The 19,932-nt window shown below is 48.3% G+C and carries 15 protein-coding genes and 1 pseudogene; 8 read left to right on the forward strand and 8 right to left on the reverse strand.

Going from position 1 to position 19,932, the window contains the following annotated elements; all coding sequences use genetic code 11:
- Positions 1-541: 541 nt before the first annotated feature.
- The 3 genes from EQU24_RS14695 to EQU24_RS14705 all read left to right on the forward strand — a co-directional run bounded on the left by EQU24_RS14695 (position 542) and on the right by EQU24_RS14705 (position 2,988).
- Positions 542-1,711 (forward strand): endonuclease/exonuclease/phosphatase family protein, encoded by a 1,170-nt coding sequence (locus EQU24_RS14695; protein ID WP_083877578.1) that lies wholly within the window; start codon positions 542-544, stop codon positions 1,709-1,711.
- A gap of 281 nt (positions 1,712-1,992) precedes the next feature.
- Entirely contained in the window at positions 1,993-2,229 is a 237-nt protein-coding gene (locus EQU24_RS14700) for a DUF2171 domain-containing protein (RefSeq protein WP_017838775.1), read from the forward strand.
- A 147-nt stretch (positions 2,230-2,376) separates the two neighbouring features.
- On the forward strand, positions 2,377-2,988 hold the full coding sequence (locus tag EQU24_RS14705; RefSeq protein WP_017838774.1) for a DUF502 domain-containing protein: 612 nt from the start codon (positions 2,377-2,379) through the stop codon (positions 2,986-2,988).
- Between the two features lie 60 nt (positions 2,989-3,048).
- On the opposite strand, the gene EQU24_RS14710 is transcribed toward EQU24_RS14705, so the two are convergent.
- Both EQU24_RS14710 and EQU24_RS14715 read right to left on the reverse strand, forming a co-directional pair.
- A complete protein-coding gene (locus EQU24_RS14710) occupies positions 3,049-4,107 on the reverse strand; it encodes an AI-2E family transporter (protein WP_017838773.1) in 1,059 nt (352 codons plus the stop codon).
- An 830-nt stretch (positions 4,108-4,937) separates the two neighbouring features.
- Positions 4,938-5,321, reverse strand: a pseudogene (locus tag EQU24_RS14715) (DUF29 domain-containing protein); the annotation flags it as partial.
- Between the two features lie 969 nt (positions 5,322-6,290).
- On the opposite strand from EQU24_RS14715, the gene EQU24_RS14725 reads away from it, so the two are divergent.
- The 3 genes from EQU24_RS14725 to EQU24_RS14735 all read left to right on the forward strand — a co-directional run bounded on the left by EQU24_RS14725 (position 6,291) and on the right by EQU24_RS14735 (position 8,847).
- Positions 6,291-6,800 (forward strand): YeeE/YedE thiosulfate transporter family protein, encoded by a 510-nt coding sequence (locus tag EQU24_RS14725; RefSeq protein WP_040575258.1) that lies wholly within the window; start codon positions 6,291-6,293, stop codon positions 6,798-6,800.
- 8 nt (positions 6,801-6,808) lie between these two features.
- Positions 6,809-7,444: a YeeE/YedE thiosulfate transporter family protein gene (locus EQU24_RS14730; RefSeq protein ID WP_083877577.1), complete on the forward strand. Its 636-nt coding sequence runs from the start codon at positions 6,809-6,811 to the stop codon at positions 7,442-7,444.
- 281 nt (positions 7,445-7,725) lie between these two features.
- Positions 7,726-8,847 (forward strand): GGDEF domain-containing protein, encoded by a 1,122-nt coding sequence (locus EQU24_RS14735; protein WP_017838768.1) that lies wholly within the window; start codon positions 7,726-7,728, stop codon positions 8,845-8,847.
- Positions 8,848-9,118: 271 nt separating this feature from the next.
- Here the strand turns inward: EQU24_RS14735 and EQU24_RS14740 are convergent, their stop codons facing one another.
- The 4 genes from EQU24_RS14740 to EQU24_RS14755 all read right to left on the reverse strand — a co-directional run bounded on the left by EQU24_RS14740 (position 9,119) and on the right by EQU24_RS14755 (position 15,273).
- Complete coding sequence (locus EQU24_RS14740; protein WP_017838767.1) at positions 9,119-10,981, reverse strand: AsmA family protein; 1,863 nt, start codon at positions 10,979-10,981, stop codon at positions 9,119-9,121.
- A 298-nt stretch (positions 10,982-11,279) separates the two neighbouring features.
- Entirely contained in the window at positions 11,280-13,400 is a 2,121-nt protein-coding gene (locus EQU24_RS14745; protein WP_017838766.1) for a catalase, read from the reverse strand.
- A gap of 991 nt (positions 13,401-14,391) precedes the next feature.
- Positions 14,392-14,622 carry a DUF883 family protein gene (locus tag EQU24_RS14750; RefSeq protein WP_017838764.1) on the reverse strand — a complete coding sequence of 77 codons (231 nt, stop codon included), beginning with the start codon at positions 14,620-14,622 and terminating at the stop codon, positions 14,392-14,394.
- Positions 14,623-14,787: 165 nt separating this feature from the next.
- Positions 14,788-15,273 (reverse strand): hemerythrin domain-containing protein, encoded by a 486-nt coding sequence (locus tag EQU24_RS14755; protein WP_017838763.1) that lies wholly within the window; start codon positions 15,271-15,273, stop codon positions 14,788-14,790.
- Positions 15,274-15,746: 473 nt separating this feature from the next.
- Between EQU24_RS14755 and EQU24_RS14760 the strand changes: the two genes are divergently transcribed.
- Both EQU24_RS14760 and EQU24_RS14765 read left to right on the forward strand, forming a co-directional pair.
- Positions 15,747-16,160, forward strand: coding sequence for a BON domain-containing protein (locus tag EQU24_RS14760; RefSeq protein ID WP_017838762.1), 414 nt, complete (start codon positions 15,747-15,749; stop codon positions 16,158-16,160).
- Positions 16,161-16,177: 17 nt separating this feature from the next.
- Positions 16,178-16,693 (forward strand): hypothetical protein, encoded by a 516-nt coding sequence (locus EQU24_RS14765; RefSeq protein WP_017838761.1) that lies wholly within the window; start codon positions 16,178-16,180, stop codon positions 16,691-16,693.
- Between the two features lie 322 nt (positions 16,694-17,015).
- On the opposite strand, the gene EQU24_RS14770 is transcribed toward EQU24_RS14765, so the two are convergent.
- Entirely contained in the window at positions 17,016-19,370 is a 2,355-nt protein-coding gene (locus EQU24_RS14770) for a phosphoketolase family protein (protein ID WP_017838760.1), read from the reverse strand.
- A complete protein-coding gene (locus EQU24_RS14775; RefSeq protein ID WP_017838759.1) occupies positions 19,367-19,711 on the reverse strand; it encodes a YhjD/YihY/BrkB family envelope integrity protein in 345 nt (114 codons plus the stop codon). The genes EQU24_RS14770 and EQU24_RS14775 overlap by 4 nt, the downstream gene beginning before the upstream one ends.
- Between the last annotated feature and the right edge of the window lie 221 nt (positions 19,712-19,932).

The raw sequence follows: 19,932 nt of genomic DNA on the forward strand, positions 1-19,932 counted from the left end.
CCATGTAGGCTCTATGACAGCATCTATACTGCCACGGACACCCCGGCGCCTCCATACGCTAATGCCGAAATTTGAAGTGCGATAGGTATAAATAAACATCCTTCATTCACCAAATCAAGCAGGCTAAATGCCCAGGGCCTGGATAATATGGCTGCAAAATATATAGGGCAAAATAATTACAGTCTGTTCGGTAACGCACTTACAGGGAGGCTATCGCAAATGTATAAAGGACTTTCCACCCCTATTGGTAGACCGGATCAGTGCTAACGACCGGTGACAATGACTCCGATTGGACAGGGATAATCCGCGAGGAATGTTCTACTCCAAATATTATACCCGTCGTAGATCAAAATTCGGCGCCTGGGTGTCCGCCAAAGGACGCCGTGAATACGTCCAGGCTCTACGCCAGATCCATGCTGGCAAAGCCTTTGCCGAGAACCCCGGCGCCTACTCTAGCACTGCCGAAATTTGAAGTGCGAAAAGTATAATCATCCTCAACACGCAGGGGTCACACTAAAAAATAAAGGAGCAATTTTGCATCATGCCAATAATACCTGAATGGAAAGCTCTCTATTTCCTCTGCCGCCTCGCAGTTGGTTTGCTTTCGTTGGTGTTGATCTTCGCTACCGCAGTCCCTTTACTTCGTAGCGACGCCTGGTGGATACGTGTCTTTGATTTTCCGCGCGTACAGATTGCCGCCCTGATAGGGCTGACGCTGGTAGGCTATGCGGTGCTGCATCTTTATGGGCCATTGCGGCCATGGGAATACGCGCTTGCTGCGATGGTCGGATTGGGACTCGTCTGGCAACTCTATTCCATCGCTCCCTATACGGCGATTTATTCCAAAGAAATGTCGGACAGCCACGCCGTAGACGACTCCAACCGCATATCGCTTTTGATCTTCAACGTGCTCTCCGATAATCGGGAAGTGGCAGCGCTGCGCGACCTCATTCGCGATAACGATCCCGACATCATCCTGCTAAGCGAACCGACTCAGTGGTGGCTTGAACAGCTCGCCGGCCTGGAAGACGACTATCCTTACACGCTATTCCAACCGCAGAAGAATCATTACGGAAAGCTGCTTTATTCCAGACTGGAGCTGGAAAATCCAGAGATTCGGTTTTTAATTGAGCCGGAAATTCCGTCGATTCGCACCAAGGTGCGGCTCCGGTCTGGAGCAGTCGTGACCTTCTATGGTGTGCATCCTCGCCCTCCCGGCCCCAAACGTGCCGACGATGGGGAAGACGGCGGCGTCGAGGAAGAAGACGAAAAAGAAAACGAAGACGGCGAACGCGAAGACTCAGATATGCGCGATGCCGAGTTGATGCTGGTTGCCAAAGAGGTAAAGGAACTTGGGGACGTTCCAGTCATCGTCGCCGGTGATCTCAACGACGTAGCATGGTCGCACACCACGCATCTTTTTCAGCGGATCGGTGGATTGCTCGACCCACGGGTGGGCCGGGGGTTAATCAACACCTTTGACACCAAAAGCCGCCTCCTGCGCTTTCCGCTGGATCACGTCTTCGCATCCCGGCATTTCCTTCTGGTCGAGCTGCGTAGGCTTCCCGACATCGGATCCGACCACTTTCCCTTGTTCGTGGTTCTCGACTACGATCCCGGGGCTTCCGTGGCAAACGAGGAACTCAAGCCGAACGCTAGCGATGAACAAGAAGCTGACGAAGCCATCGACAAAGGAAAGTCTAACGGCTGACAAGTCATGGGAGCGTCGACCCCGCGGAGCGATAAGCGGAACCGGAAGCGCTTATCTACCCGCACCGTTCGCGGCCGGGTAGCCGCTTCGACAAATTTGCCCCGTTCCGCTGACGAATAACCTGGGTGATTTGCTATGTGCGAAGCCGTACAGACCGATGCCATTCTTGTGTATATATTTAAAAACAGGTAATGCTTCTCAAACCTTACCTGAGCTACCGACTGTAGAATTATTAATTGTTCTCGTTCAGACTTTCAGACTATTCCAACCGGAGAAAAGCTATGATAAATACCGACCAAATTAAACCTGATATGCCCGTTGTCTGCTCCCAAGACGGTCAGTTTGCCACAGTCGACCATATGGAGGGACAGGATACGATTAAGCTGAAGAAAGATAAAACCGGTAATCATCATTACATTCCGGTAAGTTGGGTAACCTCAACTGAAAAAGGTATGGTTAAAGTAGATCGACCAGGTGACGAAGCGATGGCAGAATGGTCAACAATTTCGCCAAATTAAATAGAAGAATGACTTCGCGCCAAAAAACAGACTAAAGGCGGTGTGGCTACTTGCTTTTATTGAGAAACTGAGACTTAAAAACCACAGCGTAAAAGAATTGGCAACGCTCATTTTTAGGGTATAAATTCCGTTAATTGGACAGTTAATATGAAGCCGATCAGTAAAATTTTTTTCAAAGGGCTAATCGCTGTTATTCCCCTTACCCTCACTCTTTATTTGCTTTTCTGGTTTGCCGGCACTGTAGAATTGTGGCTGGAACATATATTCAAATTTTTCCTCCCGGACAGCTGGTATATAAGAGGCTTGGGGCTTGTATTAGGTCTTCCTCTCGTGTTTTTTTTCGGAGCCTTCCTGGAGTCTCGAACTTTCCTAAGACTATTCAATAATTTGGAAGAACTTATTGTCCAAATTCCTATTGTTAAAAGCATTTATAAATCAATACGCGATATCAGTTCTCTTTTTTCTAGCGGGAGCAAAGGGCAATTTAAACAGGTAGTTTTGGTTAAAGTACCTCACGACACTGTTCAACGAATAGGGTTTATTACTCTTACAGATTTTGAAGATGTTTTACATCCTTTTATTCCCGATGACCAGATTGCCGTATATTTACCATTAAGTTATTCGATAGGTGGCGGCACCACAATTATCATATCTCGAGAAAATGTAACAGAAATAGATATGTCTATTGAGGATGCTCTGCGTTTTGTTGCAACAGCGGGAGTTGTTGGCAATGCAAAAGATGATGAAAAAGATCGTTGAAGGGTTTGATTTCGCCCAAAAAGGAGTACTTTGAACTTAACTTTGGAGATTGACAACGTTCTAAGTTATTTTTCGTTTACTTGTCTGGATTTCTAGTCCCATGATGTCCCAACAGGTAATAAATAAAGCGGCAATAATGGGACCAAGTACAAACCCTGTTAAGGAAAACCAGGCTAATCCACCCAAAGTGGATACCAGTACCAGATAATCCGACATCTTACTGTCTTTACCTATCAGCCGTGGCCGAAGAAAATTATCTATCAAACCGATGACTAAAATACCGACACCCAAAACGATAATTGCATTTAGCGTTTGACCTTGTAAAAATAAAATTATCGCGGCGGGTGCCCAAATTAGCGTGCTACCTATCGGTAATAAAGATAAAACTATCATCAACATCCCCCATAAAAATGCAGCGGGAATACCTACAAACCCAAATAACAATCCTCCGATACTGCCTTGAATAACAGCGACGATTAAACCGCCTTTAACAGTCGCCCTAGCTACACTGGTAAAACGCTCAAATAATTCTTTTTCAATTCCGTCACCTATAGGGATTAGTGAGATGAGTTTTCTAATTATATGATGACCATCCCTCAATAGAAAAAACAAAATGTAGAAGGTCAAAGAAAATTGAACGATTAGAGCTAACAGATTCTGGGTCAATCCTGGGACTTGTTGTGCGATATATTTTATTGCTTGTGCAACGGCATTCCCTGCGGAGGCGCTTATCTCGTCAACGCTTAATGCTTCCATATATGAAAACTTATTGAATATTGGCAACAGAAACGCAAGAGTTTCTTGAAAAAATATTTGGGGATTAATTTCCCCGCCTTGAATTTTTTGATAAAGGATTGTACTTTCCTCGGTAATCATCAAAGTGATGGTCAGCAAAGGAATAACAAAAACCAGAATAATCATTATCATAGTTAAAAGTAACGGCAGTATTTCCGAATTTTTAAAATATTGTCTAATCCGCTGATAAACAGGATCAAATACTACTGCCAGAATGATGGCCCAAAAACAGGCCAATAAGAAATCTTTAATCAATAAGAAAAATGACACCGTTACTAACAATACAAAGGTCAGAAAAAGAATATAAGGGGTATTATTTTGCATTGGAAACAAGATTAAGAAATTGAATCGATTCGTAAGTATTTAGTTCCCCTCTTTGAAAAAGAGGGGAAGCCAAGTCGCCGTCTTGTTTTTGATGCATGAGGTGACAATTACAGCCAATGGGGCCTTTATACATACTACACTTGAGCACATTCATTTTTGTGGCCCTGAAATCTTAAAACCAAATTACTCGCCATCCTGAACCTTTTGATGGAAAAACCTCACCATCCAAGCTAAAGGCAAGGCGTGTATAAGGTTTGGATTGAGGTCGTGAGGTTCAGCGCAATCCTCAAGGGTGACGTCTCAGTCATACGTTGATTACCGGCAACAGTACTACATTTGGTAGTTTGGCGCTGGGTAAGTTCGCCAAGGATAAAGCCGACGCCAGCCGCCAGGAGTATAGTGGCCGGTGAGGTTAACTCTCAAAGGATGTTTCCGACCAACATGTCGGTGCTTACTTCGCCCCTTCGTTGACGGTTCACTAGCTCTCGAGCATAACTTCTCCGTATCTCGCTGCCCAGAGGGCGTGGCCTGAAAACGCCGAACGGTCGCGGAAAATTGTGGATAGCGGCTCTTACGGTGTATCACGCCTAAAAGTTGCATAAGTACGAGTAGCAAATGCAAGTAGTATGGCGCTACTCGTTGCCATGACGTCATAATCCCTCGACAGGCATACCCCACACCCTAAAATCGGCGAAACTGCTCAAACTGGGAATTGCTGCCTAAATACGGCGAATTTTTTCATACTAAAAATTACTGGGTTTTAAGCCTTGCTCTTGCAAAGAGTAATCCTGATCTGCGCTGGAAACCCGCACGCAACCTTATAATGCCATTTATTCCGGCCAGAACTCAGAGTTCATGACCTGATCGAAATCCCACGGGCATGATTCAGGAAACACGTTCAATATCCCGGTTTCGTTCTCTGCAATGCGCGCCGCATCGGCCCATGACTCCGCCCAAAACTCAGCGTTTTCAAGTTCGGGTTTTAAACTATGGGTTTTATTGAGCCTGCGCAAAATCATATTGCGCTGGTCTTTGATCGTTCGTTCCCAGCTTTTACCTCGAGGGTTGGGCTGATACCGCCATTTAATTAAGTGTGCAAGCAACACAGCCATTCTATTTTCAAATTCACGTTGCTCACTTTTGCCCACGTCTTCAATCTCATCCGCAATATGTTCAAGGTCGAGCAAGTCAAAACGGCCAGAACGAATAAACGCGGCTTGTTCATTTGCCTAGGCTATTACGTCGGTTTCGTAGCTTTGCATCAGTACTTCCCTTGTGTATCTCAATAGTATTTAGACCCTTGGAGAATACTACTCAAAAGCTAATAAAACAACCCTAATTGAGACAGAATAAAGTGCCTCAACAGAACGACTCGTATAATCGCTTCACTTCAGAAGTCGCATGCCTATTTCTTCGTCAGTGTACGGCAACGCACCGATCGCGAACGAAATTCCCGATAAGGTTCCCAGCAGTAAGTTCTTGCAGTGAATTGGGATTCTCCAAACCACTAACCCAAGTGAGTTTATGACGGCAACCATGGGTTTACGGCGTTTCTTGACAGGCATACCCCACACCCTATAATCGGCGAAACTACTCAAACTGGGAATTTCTGGGGTTTACGGTATTTCTCTAGCACCGAGCGAAAAGTCGTGGCAATGTATGGTGACGCACCGATGTTTTGCTCTACTATTGTTAACAATTTAGCTGAGGGGCTATCATTTTCTCTTCCCATAGCGATAAATGGCGAATACGACAACGGTGCATACCACACGACAAGTTAACTTTGGAGGCTACATGTTTTTTCAGCGTTTGAAGACACATATCCCGAGCGTAGTACACTACTATGTCGGCCATCTAAGGGGGAACCTCCCGCTTTCCCACGGACTGCGAAATCGTCGTGCTATGCAACATGGGCACCGCTCGAGCGTATCCGCGAACATCCTCAATCGCAATGGCTTTACACACATCCACAACATGCTTGGCGGAATATATACCCATCGCACTTCAAATTTCGGCAAAGGCTTTGACAGCAGGGATGCTGTCACAGTGCCTACATGGACGTATTCACGGCGTCCTTTGACGGACACTCCGGCGCCGAAATTTGACCAGCAAAGGGTATACACGTGGGAAAATCTGAGTATCCCGCTCGAAAAACCCGACGAAACGAAGGAGGTAAAGTGATCATGCAACATGTATCGGGTACATGGTCTCCCTACCTCGTCGGCATGCTGATCGGTCTTCTGTCAATGGCGACCTTCTATTTTTCCAACAAGCCGTTGAGCGTGTCGACCGCTTACGCCCGGCTGGCAGGACTGCTCGGAAACCTGTTTTACAGGGAGCATACCGAAAACCTAAGGTTTTATCAGGACACGAAGCCGAAGATCGAATGGGGGGTGATGCTGGTGCTCGGTATGCTCCTCGGCGCCTTCATCGCGGCAGCCACCAGTAGCGATATGACTACCGCATGGGTGCCCGCCTTGTGGGAACACCGTTTCGGTCCTTATATCTCGCTGCGTCTCGGAATGGCGTTTGTGGGCGGCGCGATCATGGCATACGGAGCCCGGCTCGGGGGCGGCTGCACCAGCGGCCACGGCATTAGCGGCGCACTACAGCTATCGGTGAGTTCGTGGATCGCGCTTGTCTGCTTCTTCGTCGCGGCCGTCTCGACCGCCCATCTGCTGTATCGCCTCTGAATAGTCCGATGAATACGCCTCTAAACCCCCTGCCCGAGAATGCCTCACCGGCGCTTGTGATCCCGGCGAAGGCACACGAAAAAAATGGCACGGACGACCCCAGCAAACCGGATTCAGCACGTCAACTCGTGCTCGGTCTTCTATTCGGCGTCGTGTTCGGCTTCCTGCTGCAGAAAGGAGGCGTGGCAAAATACGAGGTGCTGATGGGCCAGTTCTTCCTCACGGATTTCACTGTCATCAAGGTCATGCTCTCGGCAATCATCGTCGGCATGCTCGGCATTTTTTCCCTGCGCGCCCTTGGCCTGGTCAAATTGCATGTAAAGCCTACGCGCTACGCCGCCAACATTGCAGGAGGACTGCTCTTCGGTGTCGGGCTCGGCGTGCTCGGCTACTGCCCGGGGACCAGCATCGTTGCGCTGGGTCAGGGCAACTACGACGCGATCGCAGGTATCCTCGGCCTGATGGCGGGCAGTTATTTCTATGCTGAAACATCGGGCTACCTCGCTTCGACGATCGAGAAAATCGGCAACCGCGGCGGCATCTTACTGCCGGATTTGCTGGGGATGCGTCTCGCTGTTTTTCTTGCGGTGTTCGTCCCTCTGCTCATCCTGGGCCTGTGCGTCATGGCAAAGCTGGCGCCATGAAAGTACGTCCATCCGGTTACGGAGGATCCAGTGAACATCTTTTACTTTGGCCTGGCAGGCATTTTCTCTTTCGCGGTATCCTTTGACGGGCACCCCGTCACCTCCTAAGGCTCTGCCGAAATTTGAAATGCAAAGGTATATTCTGAGATGAAAAAGCCGGATAAGCACAACAAAACCGATTGTAAAATCAAAAAACTACGCCTAAGCAATCATTGGAATTATTACGTCGACATGCCTTATCGATCAGGTTGGCTAGCGCACAGAATTTAAGGGGATTTTTCATGCAGTCATTTCAATGGGGGGAAATGTATCTAACCGGATTAGAAGTTGTTGACGAGCAACATCATAAATTGGTGGATATGATAAATGAGTTTGGCGAGCTATTAACAGAAAATAAGTTAAAGCTGGACGATATCGAGAGTTTGTTGAGTCGGCTGGCTGATTACGCTCAATATCATTTTCAAAATGAGGAAAAGATTATGTTGGAGTTTGGGATTGATGCCAGACATTTTCAATTCCATAAAAAAAATCACGATATATTTATACAGCAAGTGCTTGAGATGAGTTCAGAGCTTCGTTTTGTAGCTGCAGTAGGTGCCAAGCAATTATTAAAATTTCTGACGAATTGGCTGGCCTATCATATCCTGGGTGTGGATCAGGATATGGCGCGGCAATTGGCCGCAATACAGACCGGCGCTTCCGCCAATGACGCTTATCTGGCAGAGGAAACAAATCGTTTACAATCAACAGAGCCTTTATTAGCGGCATTGGTGTGCTTGTTCGAACAGTTGAGCGAGCAGAATCAGGCTTTACTGGAAATGAACAAAACGCTAGAAATGAAAGTTCAGGAAAGAACACAGGCCCTGACCGATGCCAATGTCCAGTTGGAAAAAATTGCCATGACGGACGCGTTGACAGGACTACCCAATCGCCGTTATGCCATGGGTGTATTGCGTCAACTTTGGGATACGGACTATAGCCCGACCTCATCCTTGGCGTGCATGATGATCGATGCCGATGGTTTTAAACAGATTAATGACAATTATGGCCATGAATCCGGCGATATTGTGTTGCAGGCTTTGGCTCGGGAGTTGAATCATAGTGTTAGAAACGACGACATTGTTTGTCGGTTAGGTGGTGATGAATTTATCATTATTTGTACGGATACACCGTTAAATGGGGCGATGTATTTAGCAAAATTGGTAAGAAAAGTGGTTGCCGAAATGAGAGTCAAAGCTGGAATGGGAGTTTGGAAGGGTAGCATTAGTATCGGCGTTGCCGTTCGGGATCAGGCAATGGAAGGTCCAGATGCTCTTTTAAAGGCTGCGGATGATGGGGTTTATATGGCAAAACACGATGGTAGAAATTGCGTCAGAAGTATTCAGGTTGCAACTAAAGATTAGTGCTTAATTGCATAAATAGGCGATATAAAATTCAATCTTAACATATTGATTATAATTGACTTTCTATTTTCACGAATTATCGCAATTAAGCATTAGCATGTGAATGTTGGGAGATTAGCTCATGGATAGTTTCACAACCAAAACCAGCCTGTAGTGAACAAATAATTTCGAACAACCCGAATGGTCGCACAGTGGCCAATTGGGTCAGATCGTCAATGGCTGCTTTCAATGCAAAAGCTGGGTTACGTGTTGTTAAAACGAGCACCCATGGTTAATCCTTTGCTTGACGTATCATTTTCTGGCAATCGATGTTTTGAACCTGGCCAATATCTATTGGTGGGAGCATCATAAGAGTAGATAAAGGATTAATTGAAAATTTTGGGTTTAAAATAGTACCGGAAAAATTTAAGGTTGAACGCAGGGTAAGCGGACTAAAATCACGAGGGTAAGGGGTTATAGCAAGCTCAAAAGTTTCGTTTTTAAATGACAGATGGCTATTTCCGCGAATCACACTATCCTGGGTATTGAGCAATAAAGTTTTTGCCTGGGCAATTCCATTTTTAATATCGACATCGACAACGGCGCAGTAAATAGGAATTTGAATATCTCCCAAGATATAAAAGCCAAGAGCTTGGAAAATATCTAAACCTATCAACTCAACTATCAACGCGCTAATTTTGCCATCGACTTGCACTAAATAAGCTTCTCCATTGGAGCTTGAAAGTATATCTTTAAGCGAATTGCCAGACCCTTTTATTTTCAATTTGCCGTTAATGTTCCCCAACGTTTTCTCAATGTCATTAACTTTCCTGATAAGCTTGCTCAAAGACAGATCAATCACTTGAATTTGAATGTCAACCTCTGCCGGGTCAACAGATCCATAAGCTGACATCCAAAGGTCCACCCTGCCCTCGTCAATTCCGAAGGTGACAGGTTCGAACTTCAATACTCCGTTGTTGAGCGATAATTTTCCGTCAAAATTTGTTAGTGGAACGTCCTTGTTAATGATATTCGTCGCACGAAGTCGAGCCTTACCATTCGCTGCACGAAGTTGTTTTAGGTTGAAATGATGATCAGGTATCAAAGAATCATCTTCCGTATCAATCTGATTTGGAAGGTTAGGTTCGCCGCCGATAAATCCGCTTAAATCTGCAAGGTCAAGTGTTTTGGCGAACAAGTCCATATCGAAATGCAAAGGTTCAAGTTTTGGATTGATTAGGACTGTTCCTTGCAAATCACTTTGGCCAATTTCACCCTTAAAGTGGTCAAAACGCCAAGTGGTATCATGACGGCTTAAATTTCCCGCTATTTTATAGGCTGGGCTGGGCGGTAAAGGGATACCGGTTAGAGGAAATAATTCAGAAATATCAGGCCCTTTGATTGAAAGGTTAAGCTTAAGATCGGGTACCTGCAGGGGATTACTCACTGTGCCGCGAATTGCTATTTCAGTTTTGCCAAAAGCCATATTCAACTTGACAGGATAAGGTTTCTTTACTGAGCGCAATTCTGAATATGAACCAGCAGAAGCTTGCAGATTTAGCGTTTTGTGTTGGTAACTTCCCTTACTCTCAAGGATAATCGGCAGTTGCCAGCCACCAGAGCCTTTTAAGACATCTATTTCCCCTTCAAAATTCATGTCACGGATTTCATCATAATATTGAAATCCTCCAGAAATAATATGCACATTTTCTAAAATAACCGGTAACTCAAGCACGTTTGAATCCGCTTTCCGGTCAGAAAAATTCCAGTTAGCATCACCTTTCTTATTTTTTAATAAAAATAACTTTGGCTTGCTAATGCTTAAATCATTAATAAAGATATCGCCATCAAATAGCCTTAGTATGGAAATTTTTAATGACAATTGATCGATTTGTGCAACATTTACAGGCTTCGCCCAAGCCGTATTTTTGATGGAAATATTATTAAGCGTCAGTTCAGGCTGCCAGCCTATTTCCAAAAAAGTTTCACCTTTTATATCAAGTTTTAGCTTTTCGGTATTAACGATAGTCTCAATAAACCTTGTTCTAACGGTATTGGAATAGCCAAAACTTAGTAGAATACTTCCAAAGGCAAAGAACCCGATGAGTAAAATGACTAATAATATACGGGTTATGGTTATCAGTTTGAAGTTCATTGGCTCTATTTATACCTTTCGCACTTCAAATTTCGGCAGTGTCTAAGGAGGCATTGGGGTATTTGGCAAAGGCTTTGCCAGCATGGAGCTGGCATAGAGCCTACCGGGACGTATTAACGGCGACCTTTGACAGGCACCCCAATGCCGAATTTTGATCTACGAGGGTATCAATCCTAACGGAAACTGGATTAGAACAAATGAATAAATCTCAATAATGCCACCTTTAACAACCCAGATGCTTTTAATACTTAACGCACGGCAGTTAAAGGTGGGACACATCCTGTGGCAGGTGTATTCATCAAGCCAGTGTTCTGATTTTTGTTTCGCGGGCCCACTGACGGGTCTTGGCAGCGGCAATAAAGCTAAAGCGATCCAGGGTATCGATGGCAATCACACCGGCGTCTGGTTCGATCCCCGCTGTTTTTAGCAAAGCATCCCCGCCCTTGTCCACGCCAATTGCTTTAAGATGACCGAAGGCGTCGCGCGCGAAATCGATGGCGGCGGCTTCCTTGCCCAATAAAGCGGCGGCTTCGTCGGAGAGAATGATGGCGACCGCGTCGAACATCACCGACGGCGTTCCGGCTAATTGCCCGTCGACTTTCAAAAGCGAGCCATCGGCGAGCTTCGCTTCGCCAATTTTAGCGGCGATAATCTTCACTTTTGCGCCGGCTTCAGCGACCGCCTCTTTGACCGCTTCGATGGTGACCGCGTCCGACCCGTCCGCTATCAATATCCCGACTTCACGGCCCTCAAGCGTGCTCTTCATCTTGCCGATAAGTTGCAGCGCCGGGGATAGGTCTAAATCCTGAACGGCAACAGCAGTAGTAGGCGCTTGCGGCAGCTCGACCATACCGAGCCAGTAGGCAACCCGTTGTGCGAGGCCGTCTTCGATATGGCGTAGGTGACCGACCATAGCCTCACGGATATGCGGATGCTCGACCTTCGATAATTCAAAGACCAACGCCGAAGCTATATGCGCCTGTTCATAGACCGATTGACTGCGATAAAACTGCCGTGCCTGACTGTAATGATCGGCAAAACTCTCCGCTCGAATCCTCCCCTTTACGCCACTCTCGGCCAACGCCGCGCTGTAAAAGCCTGCCTCCGGTTGTTCGCGCGGAGAATCTGCCGCTAGGGTATTCGGTTCGTAGGACACGCGTCCGGTCGGCTGCGCCATTTGCATATGACCGTCGCGCTGGTGATTGGCGAACGGACACTGCGGTGCATTGACCGGTATCTGGTGAAAATTCGCCGACCCCAGACGGGATAACTGTGTGTCCAGATATGAGAACAATCGCCCCTGCAATAACGGATCGTTCGAGAAATCGATACCGGGCACGACATGGGACGGACAAAATGCCACCTGTTCAGTCTCCGCAAAAAAATTGTTCGGCCAGCGGTTGAGCACCATGCGTCCGATAACTTGCAACGGCACCCATTCTTCCGGTATCAATTTGGTCGAATCGAGATGATCGAACGGGAAGGCATCGGCCTCTTCCTGGGAGAATAGCTGCACCGCCAATTCCCATTCCGGAAAATCCCCGGCACTGATCGCTTCAAATAAATCACGGCGATGAAAGTCGGGATCGGCGCCGGCAATCTTGACCGCCTCGTCCCAGAGGGTCGATTGCAAACCGAGTTTCGGCCGCCAATGGAATTTTACGAAGGTCGATTCGCCCGCGGCATTCACCAGACGAAAACTATGTACGCCAAAACCCTCGATCATCCGTAGCGAGCGAGGCAAGGTGCGGTCGGACATGATCCACATCACCATATGCATTGCTTCCGGTGTCAGAGAGATATAGTCCCAGAAAGTGTCATGCGCCGTCGCTGCCTGAGGAAAGCCGCGGTCGGGTTCCATTTTCACGGCATGAACGAGGTCGGGAAATTTGATGGCATCCTGAATGAAAAACACGGGGATATTATTGCCGACCAAATCCCAATTGCCCTCTTTCGTGTAAAATTTGACGGCGAAGCCGCGAACATCGCGGGGAGTATCTCGCGAGCCGGACCCGCCTGCTACGGTTGAGATGCGTGTGAACAGGGGCGTTTGTTCGCCAACTTCAGTCAGCACTTTGGCGGTCGTGTATTGCTCCAAGGATTGGGTCAGTTCGAAAAAGCCGTGTGCGCCGGTACCGCGGGCATGGACGATACGCTCGGGAATTCGCTCATGGTCGAAATGGGTGATTTTTTCCCGTAGGATGAAATCTTCCAGCAACGTCGGACCGCTCGGATTGGCTCTCAGGGAGTTCTGATTGTCGGAAATCGGCAAACCCTGATTGGTTGTCAACGCCGGTTGATCGCCGGTGGCCGTCTGGTGCCACTCTCCGCCGCTACCGATTGAAACGGTTACTTCTTCCGGCCCGGACTTTGCCGGTTTGCCCTTGACGGGTTGAGACCCTGTATTTGCTTTAGTCATTATGAATCTCCAATTGATTTTCTGCGACGGCAGCGTGTTGCCGAGGCGCTGTGGGTAATAAACCTAAAAAGAGCAGTTGAGAGCCTCAAACTACCGTTCGCCCTGAGCCCTTCGGTTACGCTCAGGAGAGCCCCTTCGGCTACGCTCAGGAGAGCCATGTCGAAGGGTGAACGGTAGTTTGAGGCTTCACCAGGCCGGTGAAAGTGTTGTAGACCCTTCATGCTTAGACTTTGCTCAGCACGAACGGTCTACAACACATGCCAACTGCTCTTTCTAGGATAAAAAGTCACTTTTAAAAAACGGTCTCGCATTGGAAGATTAAGTCCGAGCAGCAAATGCAAGTACTATGGCGCTACTCGTAACCATGACGTTATGATCGACGAGTTCAAGCACGGCGGCTACCATGAGTCCTAGCCAGGCACCGATCAGCAACGCACCAACCATCACTCCTGTCACGATCATGTCCACCAAGCCATTGCCCACCCGCTACGTCTCCAGAGCAAAAGGCCGGAATCGATCGAGGGTTAGCCCGCGCAACTAATGCCCTAGCGGTTGCTCTTCTTTCAGCACGCCGGAACCGCTCACCGTATCACCGCGCGCTGCAGCATGCCCGAAAGTTTCATCCTCTATACACCTATCGCACTTCAAATTTCGGCATTACTCCCTTTTGATTGAAAAACCGTCTAAGAATAAGAGGTATGGGATGTGTCTATCGAGGACCGCCGTAAACCCATCCATGGGGGCTTGGCGGCAGCGATCCCTGCTGCCGACATCCTCGCTAGCCATACCCCATACCTTCATAAAGTTAACTAATTTTTGAGTATAAAGGGAGTAGCGTATGGAGGCGTCGGGGTGTTCGCAAAGGCTTTGGCAGCATGGATGCTGTCATAGAGCCTACATGGACGTATTCACGGCGTCCTTTGACGGGCACCCCGACGCCGAAATTTGACTAGCAAAGGGTATAGTATCCGGATCCATAAGGTTTGACGGTTTACCGAGCGCTAACCACGCGACTCAGCAGAAAGCCGGCCGCCACTGCGATACTCAGCGATGTTATAGGGTTGTCGCGAACATAACCGCGGCAATTTTTCATCAATTGCTGCTCGGTTTTTTTCAGTTGCTCGCCTTTTTCGCCAAGCGTTTCCGCAACCTGGCTGGTTGCATCGGCGATATTATCGTAAGCCGCATGTGCGGAATCGGATACTTTGTCTTTAATTTCCATTGTATTTTCCTCGTCTATTTAAGTTGTTTTTCATTCTTGTCTTTCTTCGCGACTCCCGCGCCAATGCCAATATCGGCTCGGGAATTCATCAAGCCGCTGGGTGGCCTAAGCAGGATGCGCTGTCGGCAACACTCAACGCGATTGAGCTTTCTTGGCCTTAAACGGCTATTCGGCTTCGCCTCTCTCCGCCAGTAACTCGCGCTTGCGTTGCATCAATGCTACACCTAGAGCGTCTATGTCCACCCTGGCTTTCTTTGCCTTGGGAAACATTTTGTCCTCTACTTCCTTTACATGATGATCGAACATTTCGCCGAGCACGGTAACCGTTGCGTCGTAGTGATCGTGTGCCGGTTCCATAGCATGTAATTGCGCGATGAGGCTCTTGACTCCGGCATGCTCTACGTGAGCTTCGTCCATCAAATCGTTGTCCTTGATGACGGCGCGAACCGCCGGGTAAAAGATTTTTTCTTCGGCTTGGGCATGTATGGTCAGCGCCAGGCATATCGCCCGAACCGCTTCTGCTTTTGCTTTATCGGTGCCGTCGCCCTTGGCGAGTTTGGCAAAATCCGCAAACAGTTTTTTTACTTTCTTGTGGTCTTCAGTGAGTAACGCGATGGCGTCATCATCGTGTTGCTTGGCGGATTTAGGCATAACTTTGTCCTCAGAAAATCTAAAGGTCTGACTTGGGGGCAAGTCACACGGCTCTATACGGCAGCGAAATGTAGCGGGCTGTCAACCTCGCAGGACTGGCTCGGAGGTATGCCCCCGGGCGATAGTTCGTCTCGTTTGCCGTTATATTAGGACTGTCTGTCCGCTAAGTCTGTTCGTTATCAAACATATACCCATCGCAGATCAAAATGATTTTCAAAAAAACTGAGTTTGGGCAGATAAAACAATCATCTTCAATGTGCGACACCGCACCGACTTTAAGACCATTTTCCCGGAAACTTTATTCTAGCTTGCATCATGATGTCTTCAATCAGCCTGTTTGAATGTAAGCCAGAGTCGATGAAAGATTCCGTTTGTGTTAGGTAAAGTGGTGATCATTTGTTAAATCACTGGGATAAATCCGATTCCAAACAACTTATTTCGAAAAAGAAACAGTCACTATTTAGGAGCTCACTATGTCTACACGATTACCGTTAGTACTATTCACTTTAACCGCTAGCCTAATACTGATAACCGGTACCGTTAAAGCCGAACAGAACACCGTCATCTATTTGGCGGCCGACTCCAGTTCGAAAATGGACAATACCGAACGCAATGTTCGCGACAGAGATGACGCCAATTTAACCCCGGAAGATCAAAAAGAATCCAAAGGTGATATCGACATCACAGCTACCATACGTCAAGCCGTCGTTAGGGATGAATCGCTTTCACTCAACGCAAAGAATGCAAAAATCATAACTCGTCATGGAGTCGTGACTTTGCGAGGACTGGTTGAAAGTGAAGCAGAACGTTTGACACTGCAACAAATCGCCACGCAAACACCCGGCGTAGTGCAGATAGATAATCAACTTGAAATTAAAGCGCCGTAAAGGTTCTGGAGAACGACATGAGTAAAGCAGTTTTTTGTATCGCCCAAAGTACAGAGCAGGCAGAAAGCATTGTTAATGACCTGAATGCCGCAGGTTTTTCCCACAGTGACATATCAGTTTTGTTTCCCGACAAATCCTCCACCCAGGATTTTGCGTATGAAAAGCACACCAAATCTCCGGAAGGGGCTGCTATTGGTGGGTCAGTGGGTTTAGGCACCGGCGGTGTGCTCGGTTTGCTAGCCGGAATCGGCGCTTTGGCTATTCCAGGAGTGGGGCCCTTTATCGCCGCCGGACCCATTATGGGCGCCTTGAGCGGAGCCGCAGTAGGCGCGGCCGCAGGTGGGTTGACGGGGGCTTTAATCGGACTGGGTATTCCGGAGTATGAGGCCAAACGCTATGAAGGAAAAATCAAGGGAGGTAGTGCCTTGATTTCAGTCCATACAGGAAGCAGCGAAGAGGTTGATAAAGCGAAAAAGATCTTCGAGCAGGCTCATGCAGAAGACATTTCCTCAACTGGGGAAGCATCTTGCTAATCAACCTTAGTTCGGGATATACCCTTTGCTGGTCAAATTTCGGCGCCGGGGGGTGTCCGTCAAAGGACGCCGTGAATACGTCCATGTAGACTCTGTGACAGCATCCCTGCTGTCAAAGCCTTTGCCGAACACCCCGGTGCCTCCATACGTCAATGCCGAAATTTGAAGTGCGATAGGTATAAAAATACAGTATTCCAAATAGTTAAGGTGGTCTCAGGTAGCGCTGAAAGAAGTGTGCGCAGCAGGGATGCTGCGCTCAAGCCTTGTATGATTAATTTGAATGAATCGTAGCCAGGAAACACTTTTCACACCACTCTCACGATTATCCTTTCCATTTCCAGTGACGAATTTCCGGCATATCCTCGCCATGCTTCCTGATGTATTGTTTGTGTTCGATGAGCTTGTCTCGCATGGCTTGCTTGGCGTAGGCAGCCCGAGCTCCCAATTGCGGGAGGCGGTCAATGGCATCGCCAAACAAATGAAACCGGTCCAGGTCGTTCAATACCGTCATGTCGAAGGGCGTAGTGGTGGTGCCTTCTTCTTTGAAACCGCGCACATGCAGGTTCGAGTGGTTACTGCGACGATAGGTCAACCGATGAATGAGCAATGGATAACCGTGGAAGGCGAAGATGATCGGCTTATCCTTGGTAAAAAGTAAATCGAAATCTTTGTCGCTCAGACCATTCGGATGTTCGCTTTGGGTCTGGAGTTTCATCAAATCAACTACATTAATCACCCTAACCTTCAGCTCTGGGAAATATTCCCGCAACAACTCGACGGCGGCCAAGGTTTCTAGCGTCGGTACGTCGCCGCAGCATGCCATGACAACATCCGGTTCGCCATCCTGATCGTTGCTGGCCCACGGCCAAATACCCAAACCAGCGGTACAGTGTTTAATTGCCTCATCCATGTCTAACCACTGCAGAGAGGGTTGCTTGCCGGCAACGATAACGTTGACATAGTTGCGGCTACGCAGGCAATGATCCGTTACCGAGAGCAGCGTATTCGCGTCGGGCGGCAGAAAGACACGAATGACTTCCGCCTTTTTGTTCACGACATGGTCCATGAAGCCTGGATCCTGATGACTAAAACCGTTATGATCCTGTCGCCAGACGTGCGAAGAAAGCAGATAGTTCAAAGATGCAATCGGGCGGCGCCATGGAATCTGATTCGAGACCTTGAGCCATTTGGCATGCTGGTTGAACATCGAATCAATGATGTGGATAAACGCTTCGTAGCAGGAGAAAAATCCGTGACGCCCAGTCAGCAGGTAACCTTCGAGCCAACCCTCGCACTGATGCTCGCTCAATATCTCCATCACCCGGCCATCAGGGGCAACATGATCGTCGCCGGGCACAATTTCCGCGGTCGAACAACGGTTCGTCACTTCGAACACAGCGCCCCAGCGGTTTGAATTCGTTTCGTCCGGACTAAAGATACGGAAGTTTTCAGGGTTCCGTTTGATCACGTCGCGGATAAATTCCCCTTGCACTCGGGTGGATTCGGCCTCCACGTTTCCCGGCTTGGACACCTTAACCTCGTAGTCGTGAAAATCAGGCAGATGCAGTTGCTGTAACAAGAGCCCTCCGTTGGCGTGTGGATTGGCGCTCATGCGCCGCTCACCGGCCGGCGCCAATTCAGCCAATTCGGCAACCAATTTCCCGGTCTTGTCGAACAATTGCTTCGGATGGTAGCTTTTCAACCACTTTTCCAGAATCTTCACATGCCCCGCTTCACTCATGTCGCCCATCGGAACCTGATGCGATCGAAATGTTCCCTCGGTAGGTTTGTCATCGACTTCCTTAGGGCCGGTCCAGCCTTTCGGTGAGCGCAAGATGATCATAGGCCAATTCGGACGTTTCTTGAATCCGTTGGCGCGGGCTTCAGTTTGGATGCGTTGGATCTCGCCGACCACAGTGTCCAGCGTAGCCGCCATCAGCTGATGCATCGCCATCGGATCCTCGCCTTCGACGAAATACGGCGTGTAACCGAGGCCACGAAACATCGCGTCCAGTTCGTCATGCGGAATGCGCGCCAAAACCGTGGGGCCGGCAATTTTATAGCCATTCAAATGCAGGATGGGCAACACGGCACCGTCGTGGACCGGATTGAGAAATTTATTCGAATGCCAACTGGCAGCCAGAGGACCGGTCTCTGCTTCACCATCGCCGACGACACAAGCAACGATCAGATCGGGATTGTCGAACGCTGCCCCGTAGGCATGCGACAGCGAATAACCCAGCTCGCCTCCCTCGTGAATCGAGCCCGGTGTTTCAGGTGCAACGTGACTCGGTATGCCGCCGGGGAAGGAAAACTGTTTGAACAGCCGTTTCATCCCCGACTCATTTTGGGCGATATTGGGATACACCTCGCTGTAGGTACCCTCTAGATAGGCATTCGCCACCAGCGCGGGTCCGCCATGCCCCGGCCCGGTAATGTAGATTACGTTTAGATCATGCATCTTGATAACACGGTTCAAGTGGACGTAGGCAAAGTTTAGCCCCGGCGTCGTGCCCCAGTGCCCAAGCAGGCGCGGTTTGATGTGCGCCTGCTTGAGCGGCTTCTTCAACAGCGGATTGTCATAGAGATAAATCTGACCAACCGATAGATAGTTTGCTGCACGCCAATAGGCGTCAATTTTCCTCAGCAATTCAGGATTCAGAGTTTGTGTATTCATGGTTTATTGTCCTGTGTTAAGCGCGCCATAGGGAGTTTCTCGGTGCTACGTTCTTCGGCCTGAGCGGCGCACAAGCAAGCGCCGAAGATAAAAATGCACCCGAAAAGGTAAATCCACAGCAGTAAAGCCATGATCCCGCCGAACGCCCCGTAAACCGCATTCAACGTGGCGAAGCCCTTGAGGTAAACGAAGAGATGTTCCGCTGCGTACAACATTGCCGTAGCGCACAAAGCGGCAATCCAGACTTCGGCAAAGCGCGTGGGACGGCGCTGTATATTAAGGAGAAGGACAGCGTGCTGTGCCGATAGTCCTGCTTCTGAAGATTTGAGCTGTACCTGCATTTCCTCGGCAGTGCCTGAGGAGGTGCCGGGGTGTTCGGCAAAGGCTTTGATAGCATGGATGCTATCATAGAGCCTACATGGACGTATTTACGGCGTCCTTTGACGGGCACCCCGGCACCGAAATTTGACAAGCAAAGGAATATGCACAAAATAACTTATACAAGTAGTAGGCTTTGTGGCGGTTTGGTGACTCGCTTGACAGGACGCCGTGAATACGTCCA

The sequence above is a fragment of the Methylotuvimicrobium buryatense genome (assembly GCF_005931095.1).
Taxonomy (GTDB): Bacteria; Pseudomonadota; Gammaproteobacteria; order Methylococcales; family Methylomonadaceae; genus Methylotuvimicrobium; species Methylotuvimicrobium buryatense.